The following is a 14858-nucleotide window of genomic DNA, read 5'->3' as shown; positions in this document are numbered from 1 at the left end:
ATGCTCGGCGAGATGTTCTGGAATGTGGTGCCGTACGTAACGCTGGCGATCGCCGTGGTCGGAACCTGGTGGCGATACCGTTACGACAAGTTCGGTTGGACTACCCGCTCGTCGCAGTTGTGTGAATCGCGGTTGCTGCGGATCGGCAGCCCGATGTTCCACTTCGGCATTCTGGTGGTCATCGTCGGCCACGTCATCGGACTACTCATACCCGAATCCTGGACCGATGCGGTCGGTCTCAGCAATGAGGCATACCACGTGCAGGCGGTGGTCCTGGGCTCGATTGCCGGCGTAACCACGCTGGCCGGCGCGGCGCTGCTGATCTACCGGCGTCGCACTCGTGGACCGGTGTTCATGGCCACCACGGTCAACGACAAGGTGATGTACCTGGTGTTGGTGCTCGCAATCGTTGCGGGGTTGTACGCGACCGCACTGGGCTCCGGCGCCGTCGGTGACGCCTATAACTACCGGGAGAGCGTGTCGGTGTGGTTCCGCTCCATCTGGGTGCTGCAGCCACGCGGTGAACTGATGGCCGAGGCGCCGCTTTATTACCAGTTCCACGTGCTGATCGCGCTGGCGTTATTCGTGCTGTGGCCGTTTACCCGATTGGTGCACGCGTTCAGCGCGCCGATCGGCTATCTGTTCCGGCCCTACGTCGTGTATCGCAGCCGAGAGGTGGCGACCAAGGATGAGTTGGTTGGATCGCACCCGCAGCGCCGCGGGTGGTGAGCGCCCATCGCGGCCGCGATTGCAGTTAGGCGGCCGGGGATGGGCACGGGGGACGCGACGGCTCGGCCGGTGCCTTCAGACGTCGCCCGGTCACCCTCTCGGTTCGAATCCGCACGAAGTGGTCGAGCCGGCCGTCAATCCATGGCTCTATGAAGTTGCCCGACACCTCAACCAACTCGTCGACATCGGTGATCGGCTCCGCGTGCCCGACAACGGTAACGCTCCACGCACTGCGCAGGTCGGGGTCCAATTGATCGGCCTGGAAAGCCACCACGAAGTTCCTGGTGGCGGCGGTCAGCTTCGCCCCGTCGGCAACCCGGATCACCACATGGCCTCGGAACAATCGGAAGTTGACCGGCTGCACCGCCGGCAGGGCGTCCTCGGTGAAGACGAGACGGCCTACCCGTACCGTCTGCAATAGCTCCAGGCATTGCCGACGGTCGAGGACCTCAAGCTCTTGCCGCTGCACCATCGCCGTGTCCTTGCACTAGCGCCAGCGTCGTGTTCGGGGTGGAGCGGGTCGCGGCCTTGCCGATGGCCGCTAAACGCGCTACCGCGCGCTCAATGCCGCGTGCCAGTTCGTCGACGTCAGGTGCACCGTCATAGTCAGCGGTGATACCGAAGACGAGATGTTCGGCATAGCTCAGGATGGCGACGACGATCCGCAGCTGAAGTCCGATCGGCGGAACGGGCAGCAACCGGATAACCTCTCGCCCGGTGATGCGCAACCGCTTTCGCGGACCTGGCACATTCGTCGCCAAGGTAACAACACCGCGTTGCGGCAACCGGGTCAACGCCCGCACCGTCCATGCTGTCAAGGCGAACGGCATTGCGTTGGCCGCCGAGATGAATGCGCTGCCCGCCTCACGTTGCCCGCTCGACTTGGCCTTCGCCAATCGCTTGTGCACGGTGCGCAGTTGCTCTACCGGATCGACCTGTTCGACGGGCAGGTACGGGAGCATGATCGAGACCCGATTGTCGGTCTTGTCGGCGGCGTCGTTGGACCGCACCGAAACCGGCACGAACGTGGGAAGGGAGTTCCGCCGGGGCTTTTCACCACGACGGATCAGGATGTTGCGGAAGCTGTCGGTGACCGCGGCCAGGGCAACATCGTTAACTGTTACCTCGAACCTCTCGCACACTTGAGCCACATCGGCGAGAGATACTTCCGCCGCGGCGTACCGGCGCATATCGGTCACCGGCCCGGTCAACGACGACGACACCGGGCGAAGGAGGCCGCCGGTGATTTCGATCGCGCCGTGCATGGCCTGCAGCACAGCGGTCGCTGCCCCGAGCGAAAAGTTCCACGCCTGCGTGATCCAGTCGATCGGATTGAGAGTGAGCGTCGGCCGGCACCGATCGGCCGGTGTTGACTCCTGGGCCGCACGGATCTTTGTCGCGAACGTGCCGCCCTCCGCGTCGTCGCAGAGCCGCGCGAGGATGTTGGTCGCCGCGATCCCGTCAGCGATGCAGTGGTGGATCTTCATCAAGATCGCCCACCGGTTGTTGGTCAAGCCGTCGACGATCCAGCATTCCCACAGCGGGCGGTTACGATCGAGGCGCCGCTCCATGACCTCGGCGATCCACGCGAACAAGGCCGCATCGGCGCCGGGACGCGGCAGGGCCGCACGGCGTACGTGATGGGAGATGTCGAGGTTGGGGTCGTCGACCCAGCCTGGCGCGCCGAGATCGAGCGGCTGCGTGTGCAGCACTTGCCTGAATCGTGGCACCGACAGTATTCGGTCGGACAGGCCCGCGACCAGCGCGTCGAAGTCGGGCATCGGTCCGGCGATGACAGCGAGGGCACCGATCGCAAGGCTGATGTGTCGGTCGGAGTCCTCCGCTTCGAGGAATCCCGCATCAAGCATTGACAGGTGCTCCATACCAACACTGTGAACCCTCGGTGAACTCGGCACGAGGGGCGGAAGTCCTCAAACGGAAGGGCCCAGGACCCTACGCACCCAGCCGGGTCACGAGCACGATCGCATCATGACGACGACCGACACGCATCGCACGCTCATCGAATCGGCACTGCCGACGTTCGACACAGTGATCACCGAGCACATGGTGGTCGATGCCGACCCGGCCACCACGTTCGATGCCGCGAAAACACTGGACTTGCTCACCGTTCGCACGCCGCTGGTGGCGGTGTCGTTCTGGGTCCGCAGCTTGCCGATACGCATATTCGGGACCGCAACGCCACCTGTGCTCCGACTCGTCATCGGCGAGGGGCTGGGTCTGCCCGGCTGGCTACTACTCGGCGCACACCCCGATCGCGAGGTCGCCTTCGGCGCCGTCGGGCGGTTCTGGCGGTTCTGGCGGCCGGTCATCGAATGGCGCGACATTCCCCTGAACGACTTCGCCAGCTTCGCTGAACCCGGCTGGGCCAAGATCGCCGCCAACTTCTCCGTACGGCCCTATGGGGAGCACTCCACCCTGCTCAGCTACGAATGCCGCACCGTCACAACGGATCCCGAATCACGGCGGCACTTCCGGCGCTACTGGTGGTTGATCCGCCCCTTCGTGGGGCACATCATGCGGGCAACGTTGAGGAGGATCAAGGCCGACGCCGAAAGCACTGAAAGCACCGGCCGGGCCGGCTGGGCATGATCGGTGACGCTGGTGACCGAGGCCCTCAGCGCGCCCAGCGTGCACTCACCGCGAAATCTCGGCCTATTTTTCGCGATCGGTGTACGTTCGGCGAAGCCTCGCCAGACGTCGGGCGTTGCTGGTTGGCACAGACACGGCCCGAAACGTCTTCTGCCACTTGCGCTGTGGTTTCAGCCGGCGACTGAGGCCTCGTAGATCGACTGGATCGCCTGGTCCAGGGTGGCGTTGAACTGCTCATCTGACTGGCCGACGAGGAGTCCCTCGGTCAACGCACGGCTGAAGCTGGCAATCACTCCTGTGTTCTTCGCCAGCAGCTTGTTGGCCTCCTCCCGCGAGTAGCCGCCGGAGAGCGCCACCACCCGCATCACCTTCGGATGTTCGACCAGAGAACGGTAATGGTTGACCTCGCTCGGCAAACTCAACTTGAGCATCACGCGCTGCCCGTGCGGCACGGCTTCAAGTTTTTTGGTGATTTCATCGCGCAAGATGTCCTCGGCCTGCGCCTTGTCGGCGATCGAGATGGTGACCTCGGGCTCGAGGATGGGTACCAGTCCGTGCGACAGCACCCGGCGGCCTACCTCGAACTGCTGGGCGACCACCGCCGCGATGCCGGCGGCGTTGGCGCCGCCGATCACCGACCGTGCCTTAGTTCCGAAAACGCCCTTGCGTACCGCCCGCTCCAGCAGCTCGTCCAGCCCAGGTATCGGCTTCATCAGCTGCACATCGTCGGACATCTCGGCAAGTCCCTTATCGATTTTGAGGACAGGCACCACCCCCTTGGTCTCCCATAGGTAGGTGGTCGACGGCTGGCGCCCGATCTCGCGGTCCATGGTCTGCTCGAACAGGATCGATGCGAGCACCCGGTCGCCGTTGAACACCGGGGAGGTGATGATCCGCGATCGCATCTGGTGAATGAGGTCGAACATCTCCTTCTCGGAGGAGTACGCGTTGTCTTCGATGCCGTACAGGCGCAGCGCCTTTGGCGTCGAGCCACCGCTTTGGTCGAGCGCTGCGATGAATCCCTTGCCCGACGTCATCCGGTCCGCTTGCGTTTCGTTCGCCATGGAATTCTCCGCTCCCGTGTGGCATTGCCGATCGTAGTCGGCCGCAACTCGTGCGGCCGGTGCTGGATTAGTCGCTTGGCAGCGCGCGGTGCTCGATCAGATCGCGCAGACCTCCTCCACCGAGTCGCTCACGAAACGCCTGTGCCGTGTAGCCGACGGCTGTCGCGTCGGTGCGGGCGCGCACGGTCGCCGAGCGAGGCAGGTGAAATAGCACGCCCATCTCACCGAAGTAATCGCCCTGCCCGGCGACTTTGACCAATTCCTCACCGCCGTCAGCCAATTCGTGCACGATGTCAAACTCGCCGTCGGACACCACGTAGATCAGATCGCCCATCGTGCTCTGTTCGAACAGCACTTCACCGGCCTTCAGTTGCACCGTTTCGGGCTCTCGATTCGTGTCGGCGAAATCGGGTGCCAGCTCAACGACGCGATCGGCCATCGGCAGCATCCGGCTGTCGTGGGTCGCAACCACCACCACACGGTCACCGTCGGCGAGTTCGCGGATCAGCCTCAGCACCTCCTCGACCTGGATGAAGTCGAGGTGTGCGGTGGGTTCATCGGCGAGGATCAGTGGAGGATCCAGTGCGATAGCACGTGCGACCGCGACGCGTTGTTGCTGCCCGCCGCTGAGGTCGCCCGGTCGATGCTTCATCCGCTCCGCAAGATTCACGCGGTTCAGCAATTCCTCGGCTCGCTTGCGCGAGGCCGAGCGCGACCACCCGGCCGAGCGCAGTGGAACCATCACGTTCTCGATGGCGCTGAGGCTGGGCACGAGATTGAACGCCTGGAAGACGATGCCCACCTTGTCGCGCCGGTACTTCGCCAGCGCGGGGCCCTCCAGAGTCGTGATGTCGACGTCCTCGAATTTGATCGCCCCGGACTTTGGCCGCAGGATGCCGCCGAGGCAGGACAGCAGCGTGGTCTTCCCGCAGCCGCTGGGCCCGAGCAACAGCACCAACGACCCGGCTTCGACGTCGAGGTTCAAACCGTTGATCGGCCGCAGTGCGTATCCGCCGCTGTAGTACTCGACGACGAGGTTCTGAATGCTGAGATCCCCCACGGCTAGGGACCTCCGAACGCGAGCGCGGGATCGACCGCCACGACGCGTCTTAGCCCCGCAAGGCTGGCGACCAGACCGATCACGATCGCGACCCCCGGCAGCGCTAGGTACGCACCCACCGGCACCGCGACGATCATCGGGAACAGCGGCGCGAGCAGCTTCGATAGGACGACGCCCACGATCGCAGCGACCAGCGAGACGACCAATGCCTGCAACGCGAGTCCAGCCATGATCGAACGCGTCGGCGTGCCTATCGCCTTGAACACCGCGAAGTCGCGCAGACGCTCGAGCGCGGAAAGGTACACGACCGATCCGACGATCAGTGCCGCCACGATCCACAGCAAGACAGCGACGATCGAAATCGAATTCACCGCAACCCGCAGCGGGCGCAACAGGTCGCTAACAGCGCCCGCTCGATCGTAGGTCTGGTAGCCGTCCGGCACCTGTCGGTCCGTGCCGACGATGCCGATCGAGGTAACCATCGGCTGGCCGTTGTACGACACCTGCTGGAGGCCTTGAGTCGTGAGGAACACATTCGGAATTTTGGCCAACGCAGTCGAATTCGGCACGATACCGACGATCCGTAACGTGTGCGCGCCGATCTGAATGGTGTCGCCGATGCGCCGGCCCAGCGTGCTGGACACCGCGACCTCTCCCGGCCCCGACGGCGCCCGGCCCTCCGAGACCTGCGGCATTCCGGGTCCGTGCTCAGGCGCGCCGAAGGCCGTGACGTTTCGCCCCGACATGCCTTCCTTCATGATCGTGCCCACGCAGCCCAGTGGGGCCGCAGCAACGACACCGGGAGTGGCGGCTATCCGGCCCAGGTCGACGTCTGGGAACGGTGTCGAACCCAGGAATGGTCCGGCAGCGCCGGCTTTGACCACAAATGCGTCGACACCCAGCGAATCGACGGTGTTCCGGGCCTCGACCCGAAAGCCGTTCGCGAGTCCAGTCAATACGAGCGTCATCCCGAAGATCAGTCCGGTGCTGACGATCGCGATGACGAGGCGGCGCTTTCGCCATTGCATGTCACGCAACGCAGCAAACAGCATTCCCCGACGCTACCAACGCCTACCTCGTTTCGGGCAAGTCTGTCCGGTTGAGTAGCAGCGAGCCGCGACCACCCGGGGATCAACTCGATCACAGGGTGCAGCCCACGCGGCTTGTTGTGCGGTTCGAAATTTTTCGACGGCATGTTCGGAAATCGTCGCGGACCGCACGAATTGCGCCCGAGAGAACTAGAATCCCCGTGTGACGACCCCGTCGAACCCCTGGGGCGACGAACGAAGGTATCTCTCGCATCAGCTGCGCATGCGAGATCAGCTTCTTAGTCACAGGCAGGCCCGCAGGCTTAGCCGGCGCTTCGTTGGCGTCGGCGTCAAAGTCCCGCCGAAGCGCCTGCAACAGATGTTGGCGGGAATGCCCGCCTCCGCCTGCGAATTGACCGACGTCAATTTCGCGTTCATAGCGACCCGGCTCCTGCATGAAAAGCGCGTCGCGAAATTCAATCAACTCAAACGCCGCAGCACACGCTCGGCGATATTCGCGGGCCTGGTCCTCGTGGTGCTGAACTTCCTGTTCTGCATGGCATACGTGTTTGTAAACTTGACCCAGCAGTCCTCGCCGTGGTGAGCCCGTTGCCGGCTTGTGCAGACTGTCGAACGCAGCGGGGTTGAACCGGCGATTGTGTCCATGGCCTCGCCGCGATCACAAGGCTAAATTCAGCTCACAAACCTGCGAACTGACTTCGGTCAACCGAAAACTATTAAGCCCCCAATCAGTTTGGCCGAGAGGAATCTCCTGCCGTGTGCAATAAAGTCTTGGGGTCGCGATCCGGCCCGATATCCATAGCCCGCTATGTAGCCCTGCTTGGGGCCCTGTTGGTGATCCTCGTCATCGGCGCCACGGCCGAACCTAAGATCGCCGCCGCCGATTCCACGGAGGACTTCCCGATTCCCCGCAGGATGATCGCAACCACCTGCGACGCCGAACAGATCCTGGCGGCAACCAGGGACACCAGCCCGGTCTACTACCAGCGCTACATGATCGACTACAACAACCACCCCAACGTCCAGCAAGCCGTCCAAGACAAGGCGCACTGGTTTTTCTCGCTGTCCGCCGCCGACCGCCGGGATTACTCCGAACACTTCTACAACGGCGACCCACTGTGGTTCGCGTGGCCCAACCACATGAAAATCTTCTTCAATAACAAGGGCGTCGTCGCCAAGTCCACCGAGGCCTGCAACAACTACCCCGCGGGCGACATGTCGGTATGGAACTGGGCATAGATCTTCCGGACCTCCGTCGCGGTGACAGTGGCCGCGCCATCGCCAAAACCGCTGCATCGGAGCGCATTACCCGCGATGCCCGCCGACCACGGTGCGGGTTACGCGAACCACGTCTCGAGCGCTTCAGGCAGTCCTGAGGTGGTACTGTCGCCCACCCAAGCGACGTAACCGTCGGGTCGGACCAACACCGCATCGGGGGCTGCGACCTCGCCGAACACCGGGAGTTGCCAGCCTCCGGTGTAGTGGGCGTCGAGTGCCGATACCCGATGGGCCCAGCGCGTGACGTCAAAATCCCACGGGCAACCGAAGTTCAGAAGTAGCCCCCGGGCCTGATGCAGGAGCGTGAACAGCCTCGTGAAACCGTCGGGGGTTCCCAGGTCGAGGTCCGGCATGCGGCGACCAAGGAGCGGGTGGCCCGCGCCGCAGTCGTAATGGATGTCAAGGCCGCACATCATCTCGGCGATCCGTGTGCGAGGTTCCTTCATGCCGAGAAGTTCGGCCACGGTGTCGCGCAGTGCGTCGATGCGTTCACCGGGCCCGTTGAGTGCGGTTTGGGCCATGGTGTTGTGCAGCACCCGGGCGGCGACGGGATGTCGCTCGGCGTGATATGTGTCGAGCAGTTCGGCACCGGACGTGCCGTTGACGACTTGAGCCAGTTTCCACCCCAGGTTCACCGCGTCCTGTATCCCCGTGTTGAGACCTTGCCCGCCGATCGGAAAGTGGATATGTGCAGCGTCTCCGGCCAGCAGCACCCGCCGATCGCGGTAGGTTGCGGCCTGCCGTGTTGCATCGGTGAAACGGGAAATCCAAGTGGCACTGCGTAATCCATAATCGGTGCCACGCGCAGCGGTGAGCGCGTTGCTAATGTCGGCCAGAGCGGGTTCGCCGGTGGTTCCGACGTGCGGTTCGGTCACCATCACCCGTATGGTGTCTTCGCCTTCGAATTCGAAGAACGAGTGAAATCCGCCGTCCCGATGCAGCCCCAAGGGTGGCTTCTCGGTCATCTTGACGTCGGCGACCAGGCAGCTGGTGGAGGGATCCCATCCGGGGAATGCGATGCCGGCCGTCTTACGAATCAAACTGCGGCCTCCGTCGCACCCCACGAGGTATGTGGCTCGCAGCGTCGTCCCGTCCGACACTGTGACGTCGACACCGGCGGAGTCTTGGGTGAAGCCGGTGACCACCCGGCCGTAGTGAATGGGCACGCCCAGCTCGGCGATCCACTCGGCAAGGATGTTCTCGACGCGGTATTGCAGCAGTCCGAGCCCGTAATTGTGCCGGGTCGGCAAGTCGGAGACGTCAAAGAATATCCCTGAGAAGTGGCCATATTGGCCGATAGTGCCTTCGGCGAGAAACCGGTCGGCGATGCCACGCTGATCGAGCACCTCGATAGTTCGCGGCGACAGGCCACCAGCGCGCGAACCAGTCAGATCGCGCGCGGTGCGTCGCTCGACCACAGCGACGTCGGCTCCCGCGAGTGCCAGTTCGCCGGCCAGCATCAGCCCGGTCGGGCCGGCGCCTGCGATCACTACAGCGTGTTCACGCATCCACGCTCCAATCGCGGTACCCCCTGTGCAGCAATAGCAGTTCGCGATTCATTGACTCGATCGCCGGCGGCGCATACGGTTAAGACATACGCTACTACGCGTAGCGTAATAACGATTCAGAGGAAATCATGTTCGACCTGAAGATCATCGGCGGCACTGTCGTCGACGGCACCGGCGCGCCGCGCTTTCAAGCCGACATCGGAATCAAGGACGGCACGATCGTCGAGGTCGGCCGCCGCGATGCCAACGACCCCACGATGGCCGGCGAGGCGGCGCAGACAATCGACGCCACCGGTCATGTGGTGGCGCCCGGCTTCGTCGACATTCACACCCACTACGACGGTCAAGTGAGCTGGGACAGCATGCTGGAGCCCTCCAGCGGTCATGGGGTCACGACAGTGGTCACCGGCAACTGCGGCGTCGGTTTTGCCCCGGTGCGGCCCGGTACCGAGGAGTGGCTGATCAAGTTGATGGAAGGTGTGGAAGACATTCCGGGTACCGCACTCACCGAGGGGATCACCTGGGGCTGGGAGACCTATCCCGAGTACCTCGATGCTATTGGCAACCAGAAGTTTTCGATCGACGTCGGCAGCCAGATCGCCCACGGCGCGGTTCGCGGCTACGCGATGGGTGAGCGCGGCGCCCGCAACGAACCCGCTACGCCCGACGACATTGCCGCAATGAGCCGGCTGGTTACCGAAGCGATGGAAGCTGGCGCGCTTGGGTTTTCGACGTCCCGCACGCTGGCTCACCGGGCGATGGACGGCGAACCCGTGCCCGGCACGTTCGCCGCCGAGGAGGAGTTGTTCGGCCTTGGCCGCGCCATGGCGGCCGGTGGACAGGGCGTCTTCGAGCTCGCCCCACAAGGCGCCGCTGGCGAGGACATCGTCGGCCCGAAAAAGGAACTGGAATGGATGCGCCGGTTGGGCGGTGAAATCGACCGACCGCTCTCGTTCGCTCTCATCCAAGTGGATGCCGACCCGAACCTCTGGCGAGAGCAGCTGGACCTCTCGGCCGACGCACATGCGGCAGGCAGTCGGCTGTATCCGCAGATCGCGGCGCGTCCCTTCGGAATGATGATCGGATTTGCCGGTCATCACGGCTTCAGCCATCGGCCCACCTACCGTCGGCTCAAGGAAGAATGCGGCCGCGAAGAGCTCGCGCGGCGCCTCGCAGACCCCACGGTCAAGGCCGCGATCCTGTCCGAAGACGACCTGCCCATCGACCCAACCGTGCTGTTCGACGGCATGTTCGCCTTCGTGCAGCACTCGCTGGATCGTCTCTATGCGCTCGGTGACCCGCCAGACTACGAGCCGACACCCGATCGCACCGTTGCCGCGATCGCCAGGGCGCGCGGCGAAGATCCGCTGGCGACCCTCTACGACCTCATGCTCGAGTCGAACGCCACCGCCATGTTGATGCTGCCGCTGTTCAACTACGCCGACGGCAACCACGACGCGATCCGGGAGATGATGCTGCATCCCGCCGGCGTGCTGGGGCTGTCCGACGGGGGCGCGCATTGCGGAATGATATGTGACGCTTCCTATCCCACGTTCCTGCTGACTCACTGGGCGCGGGACCGGCACCGGGGCGAGAAGCTGCCGCTGGAATACGTGATCCGCAAACAGTCCCACGACACGGCCCAGCTGTTCGGTCTCACCGACCGGGGCACGATCGAGGTCGGCAAGAAGGCCGACATCAATGTGATCGACATGGACGCATTGACACTGCATCCCGCGGCCATGGCCTACGATCTGCCGGCCGGTGGGCGCCGAATCCTGCAGGGCGCAAGCGGATACGCGGCGACGATCGTCAGCGGAACGGTTACCCGCCGCAACGGTGTCGACACCGGGGCACGTCCCGGCCGTCTGGTGCGCGGGGCGCGTTAACGGCACGCCATGGAACGCCCATGAAAGCAGCTGCCGGCAATCCGACCCGCACCCGCGACGAGGACGCGATCGGCACCCCGCCCGCATCGCCGACGCTGGTGCCGGCCGAGCGCTATTACTCTCCGGCGTTCGCCGCGCTGGAGGTCGAACGGATGTGGCCGAAGGTGTGGCAGATCGCCTGCATGGTCGACCACGTTGGGCAACCGGGTGACTACTTCGAATACCGCTGTGGGCCATACGGAGTCCTGATCGTCCGCGATGACGACGGTGCACTGCGCGCATTCCAGAATGCCTGTCGCCACCGCGGCAATTCGCTATGCGTGGGCTCGGGCTCGGGACTGCGCGAGATCAAATGCGGCTACCACGGCTGGACGTGGGATCTGGCGGGTGTACTTAGACGAGTGCCTAACCGCAAGGGCTTCGGCTCACTGCGAATGTCCGATTTCCCGCTGGTGCCGGCGCGGGTCGAGGTGTGGGAGGGTCTTGTCTTCGTCAACCTCGACGTCAACGCGATGCCGTTGCTCGAGTACCTGGAGGAGGTGCCCGACGACATCGCCTGGTGCAAACTCGGCGAATTCCGCTGCTACGCCACGCTTACGGTCGAGGTCGAGGCCAATTGGAAGACCATCGCGGATGGCTACAGCGAGACCTACCATATTCAAACACTGCATCCGGAGTTGCTGCGCTGCGTCGACGATGTCCATGCACCACAACGGATCTGGGGCCACACCGGCAAGTCCGATCAGCCGTACGGCGTCCAGAGCCCACGCTTTGACGGCGCGTTGAGCGACGAAGAAGTGTGGGACGCCTACGTTTACACGCAAGGCGCGCTCATGGGTACAGCCGAAGGCACCCCGTTCCCCGCGGACGAACGCCGTCCCGGGCAGACGGTTCAGGACGTGATTGCGGCACGCACCAGAGCGTTTGCGGCTACCCGCGGAGTCGATCTCGACTGGGCCGACACCGACCGGATTACCCGGCTGCACCAGTACAATGTGTTCCCCAACATGACCTTTTTGGCCAACGCCGACCACTTGACGATCATGTGCTCGAGGCCCGGCCCCGATCCCGATCATGGCGAGCTGGTCATGTTCCTGATGACACGGCTGCCGCCCGGCGCGCCGCGCCACAAGCCGACGGACCTGCGAATGTCCGCCGCGGAAGCAGAGCCGGGTGTCGTTCTTACACAAGACATCCAGGTGCTCCCGGGCTTACAGCGCGGCCTGCACCAACCCGGCTTCACCCACCTGATGCTGTCCAGTGAGGAGCGACGCGTGATCAACATGCACCGCAACCTCGAGCGTTACCTCGACCTACCCGTATCCGAGCGGATGGCCGACGGCGGACCCTCGGTGCCGGCGTAGGTAGCGGTCTACAGTTAGACCCCGTGACCGTTGAAGATTCCGCCGACGTTGTGGTGGTCGGCTTTGGCGCGGCGGGTGCATGCGCGGCCATCGCCGCCCGCGAACAGGGCGCCGACGTCGTCGCGCTAGACCGTGCCAACGGCGGCGGTGCCACCGCAATGTCGGGCGGAATTATCTACGCCGGCGCCGGCACGACAGTTCAGAACCAGGCCGGTGTCAGCGATAACTTCGAGCAGATGCTGACCTACCTTCGCCTCGAAGTGGGCGACGCCGTCAGCGACGAGACCTTGGCAGCATTCGTGCGCGACAGCCCGGAAATGATTGACTGGCTGATCAAATACGGCGTCCCATTCGATTCCACGTTGTGTCCCTACAAGACATCCTTTCCCAACAATCGCTACTACCTGTATCACTCGGGCAACGAAAATGCCGGAGCATTCCGCTGCCACACCCCGCCCGTGCAGCGCGGACACCGTGTGAAGGGAAGGGGCACCTCCGGTAAGAAGCTGTACGGGCCGCTGGCTAAATCTGCACTGGCCCTTGGTGTTCGGTTTCGCCCGCACACCGTCGTGACGCGGCTGGTCCAGGATTCGTCCGGCCGGGTCACCGGGGTGGACACGATCACAATGAACTACGCTCCGCCGCGTATCCGCCGGTGGTACGCCGAGCTGGCGGCCCTTTCGGCCAAACCCGGCATCTACTACCCACCGCTGCGCCGGTTGATGGAACACCGCCTCCGTAGGCTCGAGCAACGCTACGCGCGGCCGGTGCGGGTCCACGCGCGACGCGCGGTAATCATCTGCGCCGGCGGCTTTATCGCAAACACCGAATGGATCCACCGGTTTGCGCCGCAATACGTCAATGGGCTCCAATTGGGGACCAGCGGTGACGATGGCAGCGGCATCGCGCTTGCGCAGAGCGCCGGTGCGGTCGTAGAGCGGATGAACAACATTTCGGCTTGGCGCTTCATCACGCCGCCGAGCGCATTCATCAGCGCCATCATCGTCGATGAGCGGGGGCAGCGCATCATCGACGAGAGCCGATACGGCGCGGCGGTCGGGCAGGCCATGCTGCGAAACCACAACGGTAAGGGATGGCTGCTCGCCGATGCCGCGCTGATGCGAGCGGCTCGACGCCAAATGATCAGGCAGCCATTGTGGTTTCAGCGCGCGCAGTCCGCGGCGCTGATGTGTGCGGACTCGGTAAAGGCTTCCTCTGTGCGTGGAGTCGCATTGGCTGCCGGCATTGATCCAGAAGGACTCTCGGCGACGGTCAAAACGCACAACGATGCCTTTGACTCCGAGGCGCCGGACCCAGCCGGGAAACCTGCCGAATTTGTTCGCCCGATATCGCAGCCACCCTATACGCTCCTGAACATCTCGGTGCGGCGAAGCCTGCTCAATCCCACGCCGATGCTCACCCTCGGCGGTATCCGAGTCGATGAGGCCACTGGAGCTGTGGTCAACGAATCCGGCGCGCCGATTCCTGGCCTATTCAGCGCGGGACGCACCGCAATCGGGATCTGCTCGAATTCCTACGTCAGCGGGCTATCGCTGGCCGACTGCGTCTTCGCCGGGCGACGTGCCGGGACGCACGCCGCTCAGACGGCATCCGGTTGAGATGATGAGGCCTATGACAGTTGCGTTGGATTCGGAGTTGGGTTCGGCGGTTGGCGTCGTCGACAGCCACTCAGTCGCGGGCTCCATAGCCACCGCGGACAGTCTTGCGGTCGCGGGATCGGTGGCGACTGCGGGCAGCGTCGCGGTGGCCGGTTCGGCCAGCACCGCGGGCAGCGTCGCGGTGGCGGGCTCAATCGCGACCGCGGGCAGCGTCGCGGTCGCGGGCTCGGCAGCCACCGCGGGCAGCGTCGCGGTGATCGGCAGCCTGCTGACCGTCTTATGCGTGATGGTCCGCGAATGCGTGGCATGCCTGGCATGCGTCACCTGCACACGATGTGTCGCCTGCATCGGGTGCGTACGCTGCACCGACTGTGTGGGGTGCATTGGCTGCGTGAATTGTTCCGGACTACGGAACGTCAAGGGCGCTCGAAACATTCACGCGGAGCCCGCCGCCTGACGTCGCCCGACGGGATAGACCACCCCGGTGGGTTCTTCGGAGACCGCCCACAGCCGCCGCTGCAGCCCGGCGTCGTGAGACCTGTCTTGGCCTAAATTGGTGCGCACCATAGATCGGGCGCATCGCAGCGTCACAACAGTCACATGTGTCGCTGTGCCCGGTGGACACCCGATGCGCCCGGCTCGCAGCGACAATCTCCTGAGCTGCGGTGTTGTGCCCGCGTTGGTGGTG

At 64.1% G+C, this 14858-nt stretch carries 13 protein-coding genes and 2 pseudogenes; 8 read left to right on the top strand and 7 right to left on the bottom strand.

What is annotated here, in order from left to right; translation table 11 throughout:
* Window positions 1–729: pseudogene (narI, locus tag AADZ78_RS00750) on the top strand (respiratory nitrate reductase subunit gamma); the annotation flags it as partial.
* A 25-nt stretch (window positions 730–754) separates the two neighbouring features.
* Here the strand turns inward: narI and AADZ78_RS00745 are convergent.
* Together AADZ78_RS00745 and AADZ78_RS00740 are read right to left on the bottom strand one after the other, a co-directional pair.
* Complete coding sequence (locus AADZ78_RS00745; RefSeq protein ID WP_085250363.1) at window positions 755–1201, bottom strand: pyridoxamine 5'-phosphate oxidase family protein; 447 nt, start codon at window positions 1199–1201, stop codon at window positions 755–757.
* Entirely contained in the window at window positions 1179–2612 is a 1434-nt protein-coding gene (locus AADZ78_RS00740) for a WS/DGAT/MGAT family O-acyltransferase (RefSeq protein ID WP_085250362.1), read from the bottom strand. The genes AADZ78_RS00745 and AADZ78_RS00740 overlap by 23 nt, the downstream gene beginning before the upstream one ends.
* Before the next feature lie 106 nt (window positions 2613–2718).
* Between AADZ78_RS00740 and AADZ78_RS00735 the strand changes: the two genes are divergently transcribed.
* On the top strand, window positions 2719–3339 hold the full coding sequence (locus AADZ78_RS00735) for a hypothetical protein (RefSeq protein WP_085250361.1): 621 nt from the start codon (window positions 2719–2721) through the stop codon (window positions 3337–3339).
* A 170-nt stretch (window positions 3340–3509) separates the two neighbouring features.
* On the opposite strand, the gene AADZ78_RS00730 is transcribed toward AADZ78_RS00735, so the two are convergent.
* The 3 genes from AADZ78_RS00730 to AADZ78_RS00720 all read right to left on the bottom strand — a co-directional run bounded on the left by AADZ78_RS00730 (window position 3510) and on the right by AADZ78_RS00720 (window position 6515).
* Complete coding sequence (locus tag AADZ78_RS00730; protein ID WP_085250360.1) at window positions 3510–4403, bottom strand: fructose bisphosphate aldolase; 894 nt, start codon at window positions 4401–4403, stop codon at window positions 3510–3512.
* A gap of 67 nt (window positions 4404–4470) precedes the next feature.
* On the bottom strand, window positions 4471–5463 hold the full coding sequence (locus AADZ78_RS00725) for an ATP-binding cassette domain-containing protein (RefSeq protein WP_085250359.1): 993 nt from the start codon (window positions 5461–5463) through the stop codon (window positions 4471–4473).
* 2 nt (window positions 5464–5465) lie between these two features.
* A complete protein-coding gene (locus tag AADZ78_RS00720; protein WP_085250358.1) occupies window positions 5466–6515 on the bottom strand; it encodes an ABC transporter permease in 1050 nt (349 codons plus the stop codon).
* A 199-nt stretch (window positions 6516–6714) separates the two neighbouring features.
* Between AADZ78_RS00720 and AADZ78_RS00715 the strand changes: the two genes are divergently transcribed.
* Together AADZ78_RS00715 and AADZ78_RS00710 are read left to right on the top strand one after the other, a co-directional pair.
* A complete protein-coding gene (locus AADZ78_RS00715) occupies window positions 6715–7095 on the top strand; it encodes a hypothetical protein (protein ID WP_085250357.1) in 381 nt (126 codons plus the stop codon).
* Between the two features lie 215 nt (window positions 7096–7310).
* Window positions 7311–7751, top strand: a complete 441-nt coding sequence (locus tag AADZ78_RS00710) for a DUF5078 domain-containing protein (RefSeq protein ID WP_085250383.1) — start codon at window positions 7311–7313, stop codon at window positions 7749–7751.
* A 98-nt stretch (window positions 7752–7849) separates the two neighbouring features.
* Here AADZ78_RS00710 and AADZ78_RS00705 read toward each other — a convergent pair whose 3' ends face one another.
* Window positions 7850–9298, bottom strand: a complete 1449-nt coding sequence (locus AADZ78_RS00705) for an FAD-dependent monooxygenase (RefSeq protein ID WP_085250356.1) — start codon at window positions 9296–9298, stop codon at window positions 7850–7852.
* 128 nt (window positions 9299–9426) lie between these two features.
* Here AADZ78_RS00705 and AADZ78_RS00700 point away from each other — a divergent pair, with 128 nt between their 5' ends.
* From AADZ78_RS00700 to AADZ78_RS00685, 4 genes are read left to right on the top strand one after another with little or no spacing between them, the layout of a single operon-like run.
* Window positions 9427–11187 (top strand): N-acyl-D-amino-acid deacylase family protein, encoded by a 1761-nt coding sequence (locus tag AADZ78_RS00700; RefSeq protein ID WP_085250355.1) that lies wholly within the window; start codon window positions 9427–9429, stop codon window positions 11185–11187.
* A gap of 20 nt (window positions 11188–11207) precedes the next feature.
* A complete protein-coding gene (locus AADZ78_RS00695) occupies window positions 11208–12551 on the top strand; it encodes an aromatic ring-hydroxylating oxygenase subunit alpha (RefSeq protein WP_085250354.1) in 1344 nt (447 codons plus the stop codon).
* Window positions 12552–12574: 23 nt separating this feature from the next.
* On the top strand, window positions 12575–14170 hold the full coding sequence (locus AADZ78_RS00690) for an FAD-binding protein (RefSeq protein WP_085250353.1): 1596 nt from the start codon (window positions 12575–12577) through the stop codon (window positions 14168–14170).
* A gap of 13 nt (window positions 14171–14183) precedes the next feature.
* A complete protein-coding gene (locus AADZ78_RS00685) occupies window positions 14184–14627 on the top strand; it encodes a hypothetical protein (RefSeq protein ID WP_239655294.1) in 444 nt (147 codons plus the stop codon).
* On the opposite strand, the pseudogene AADZ78_RS28855 reads toward AADZ78_RS00685, so the two are convergent.
* Window positions 14606–14710 (bottom strand): annotated as a pseudogene (locus AADZ78_RS28855) (hypothetical protein); the annotation flags it as partial. The gene AADZ78_RS00685 and the pseudogene AADZ78_RS28855 overlap by 22 nt on opposite strands.
* Window positions 14711–14858 lie beyond the last annotated feature (148 nt).

Origin of the sequence: Mycobacterium riyadhense (genome assembly GCF_963853645.1) — a bacterium.
Classification (GTDB): Bacteria; Actinomycetota; Actinomycetes; order Mycobacteriales; family Mycobacteriaceae; genus Mycobacterium; species Mycobacterium riyadhense.
This window is presented reverse-complemented; position numbering and strand designations above follow the sequence as displayed.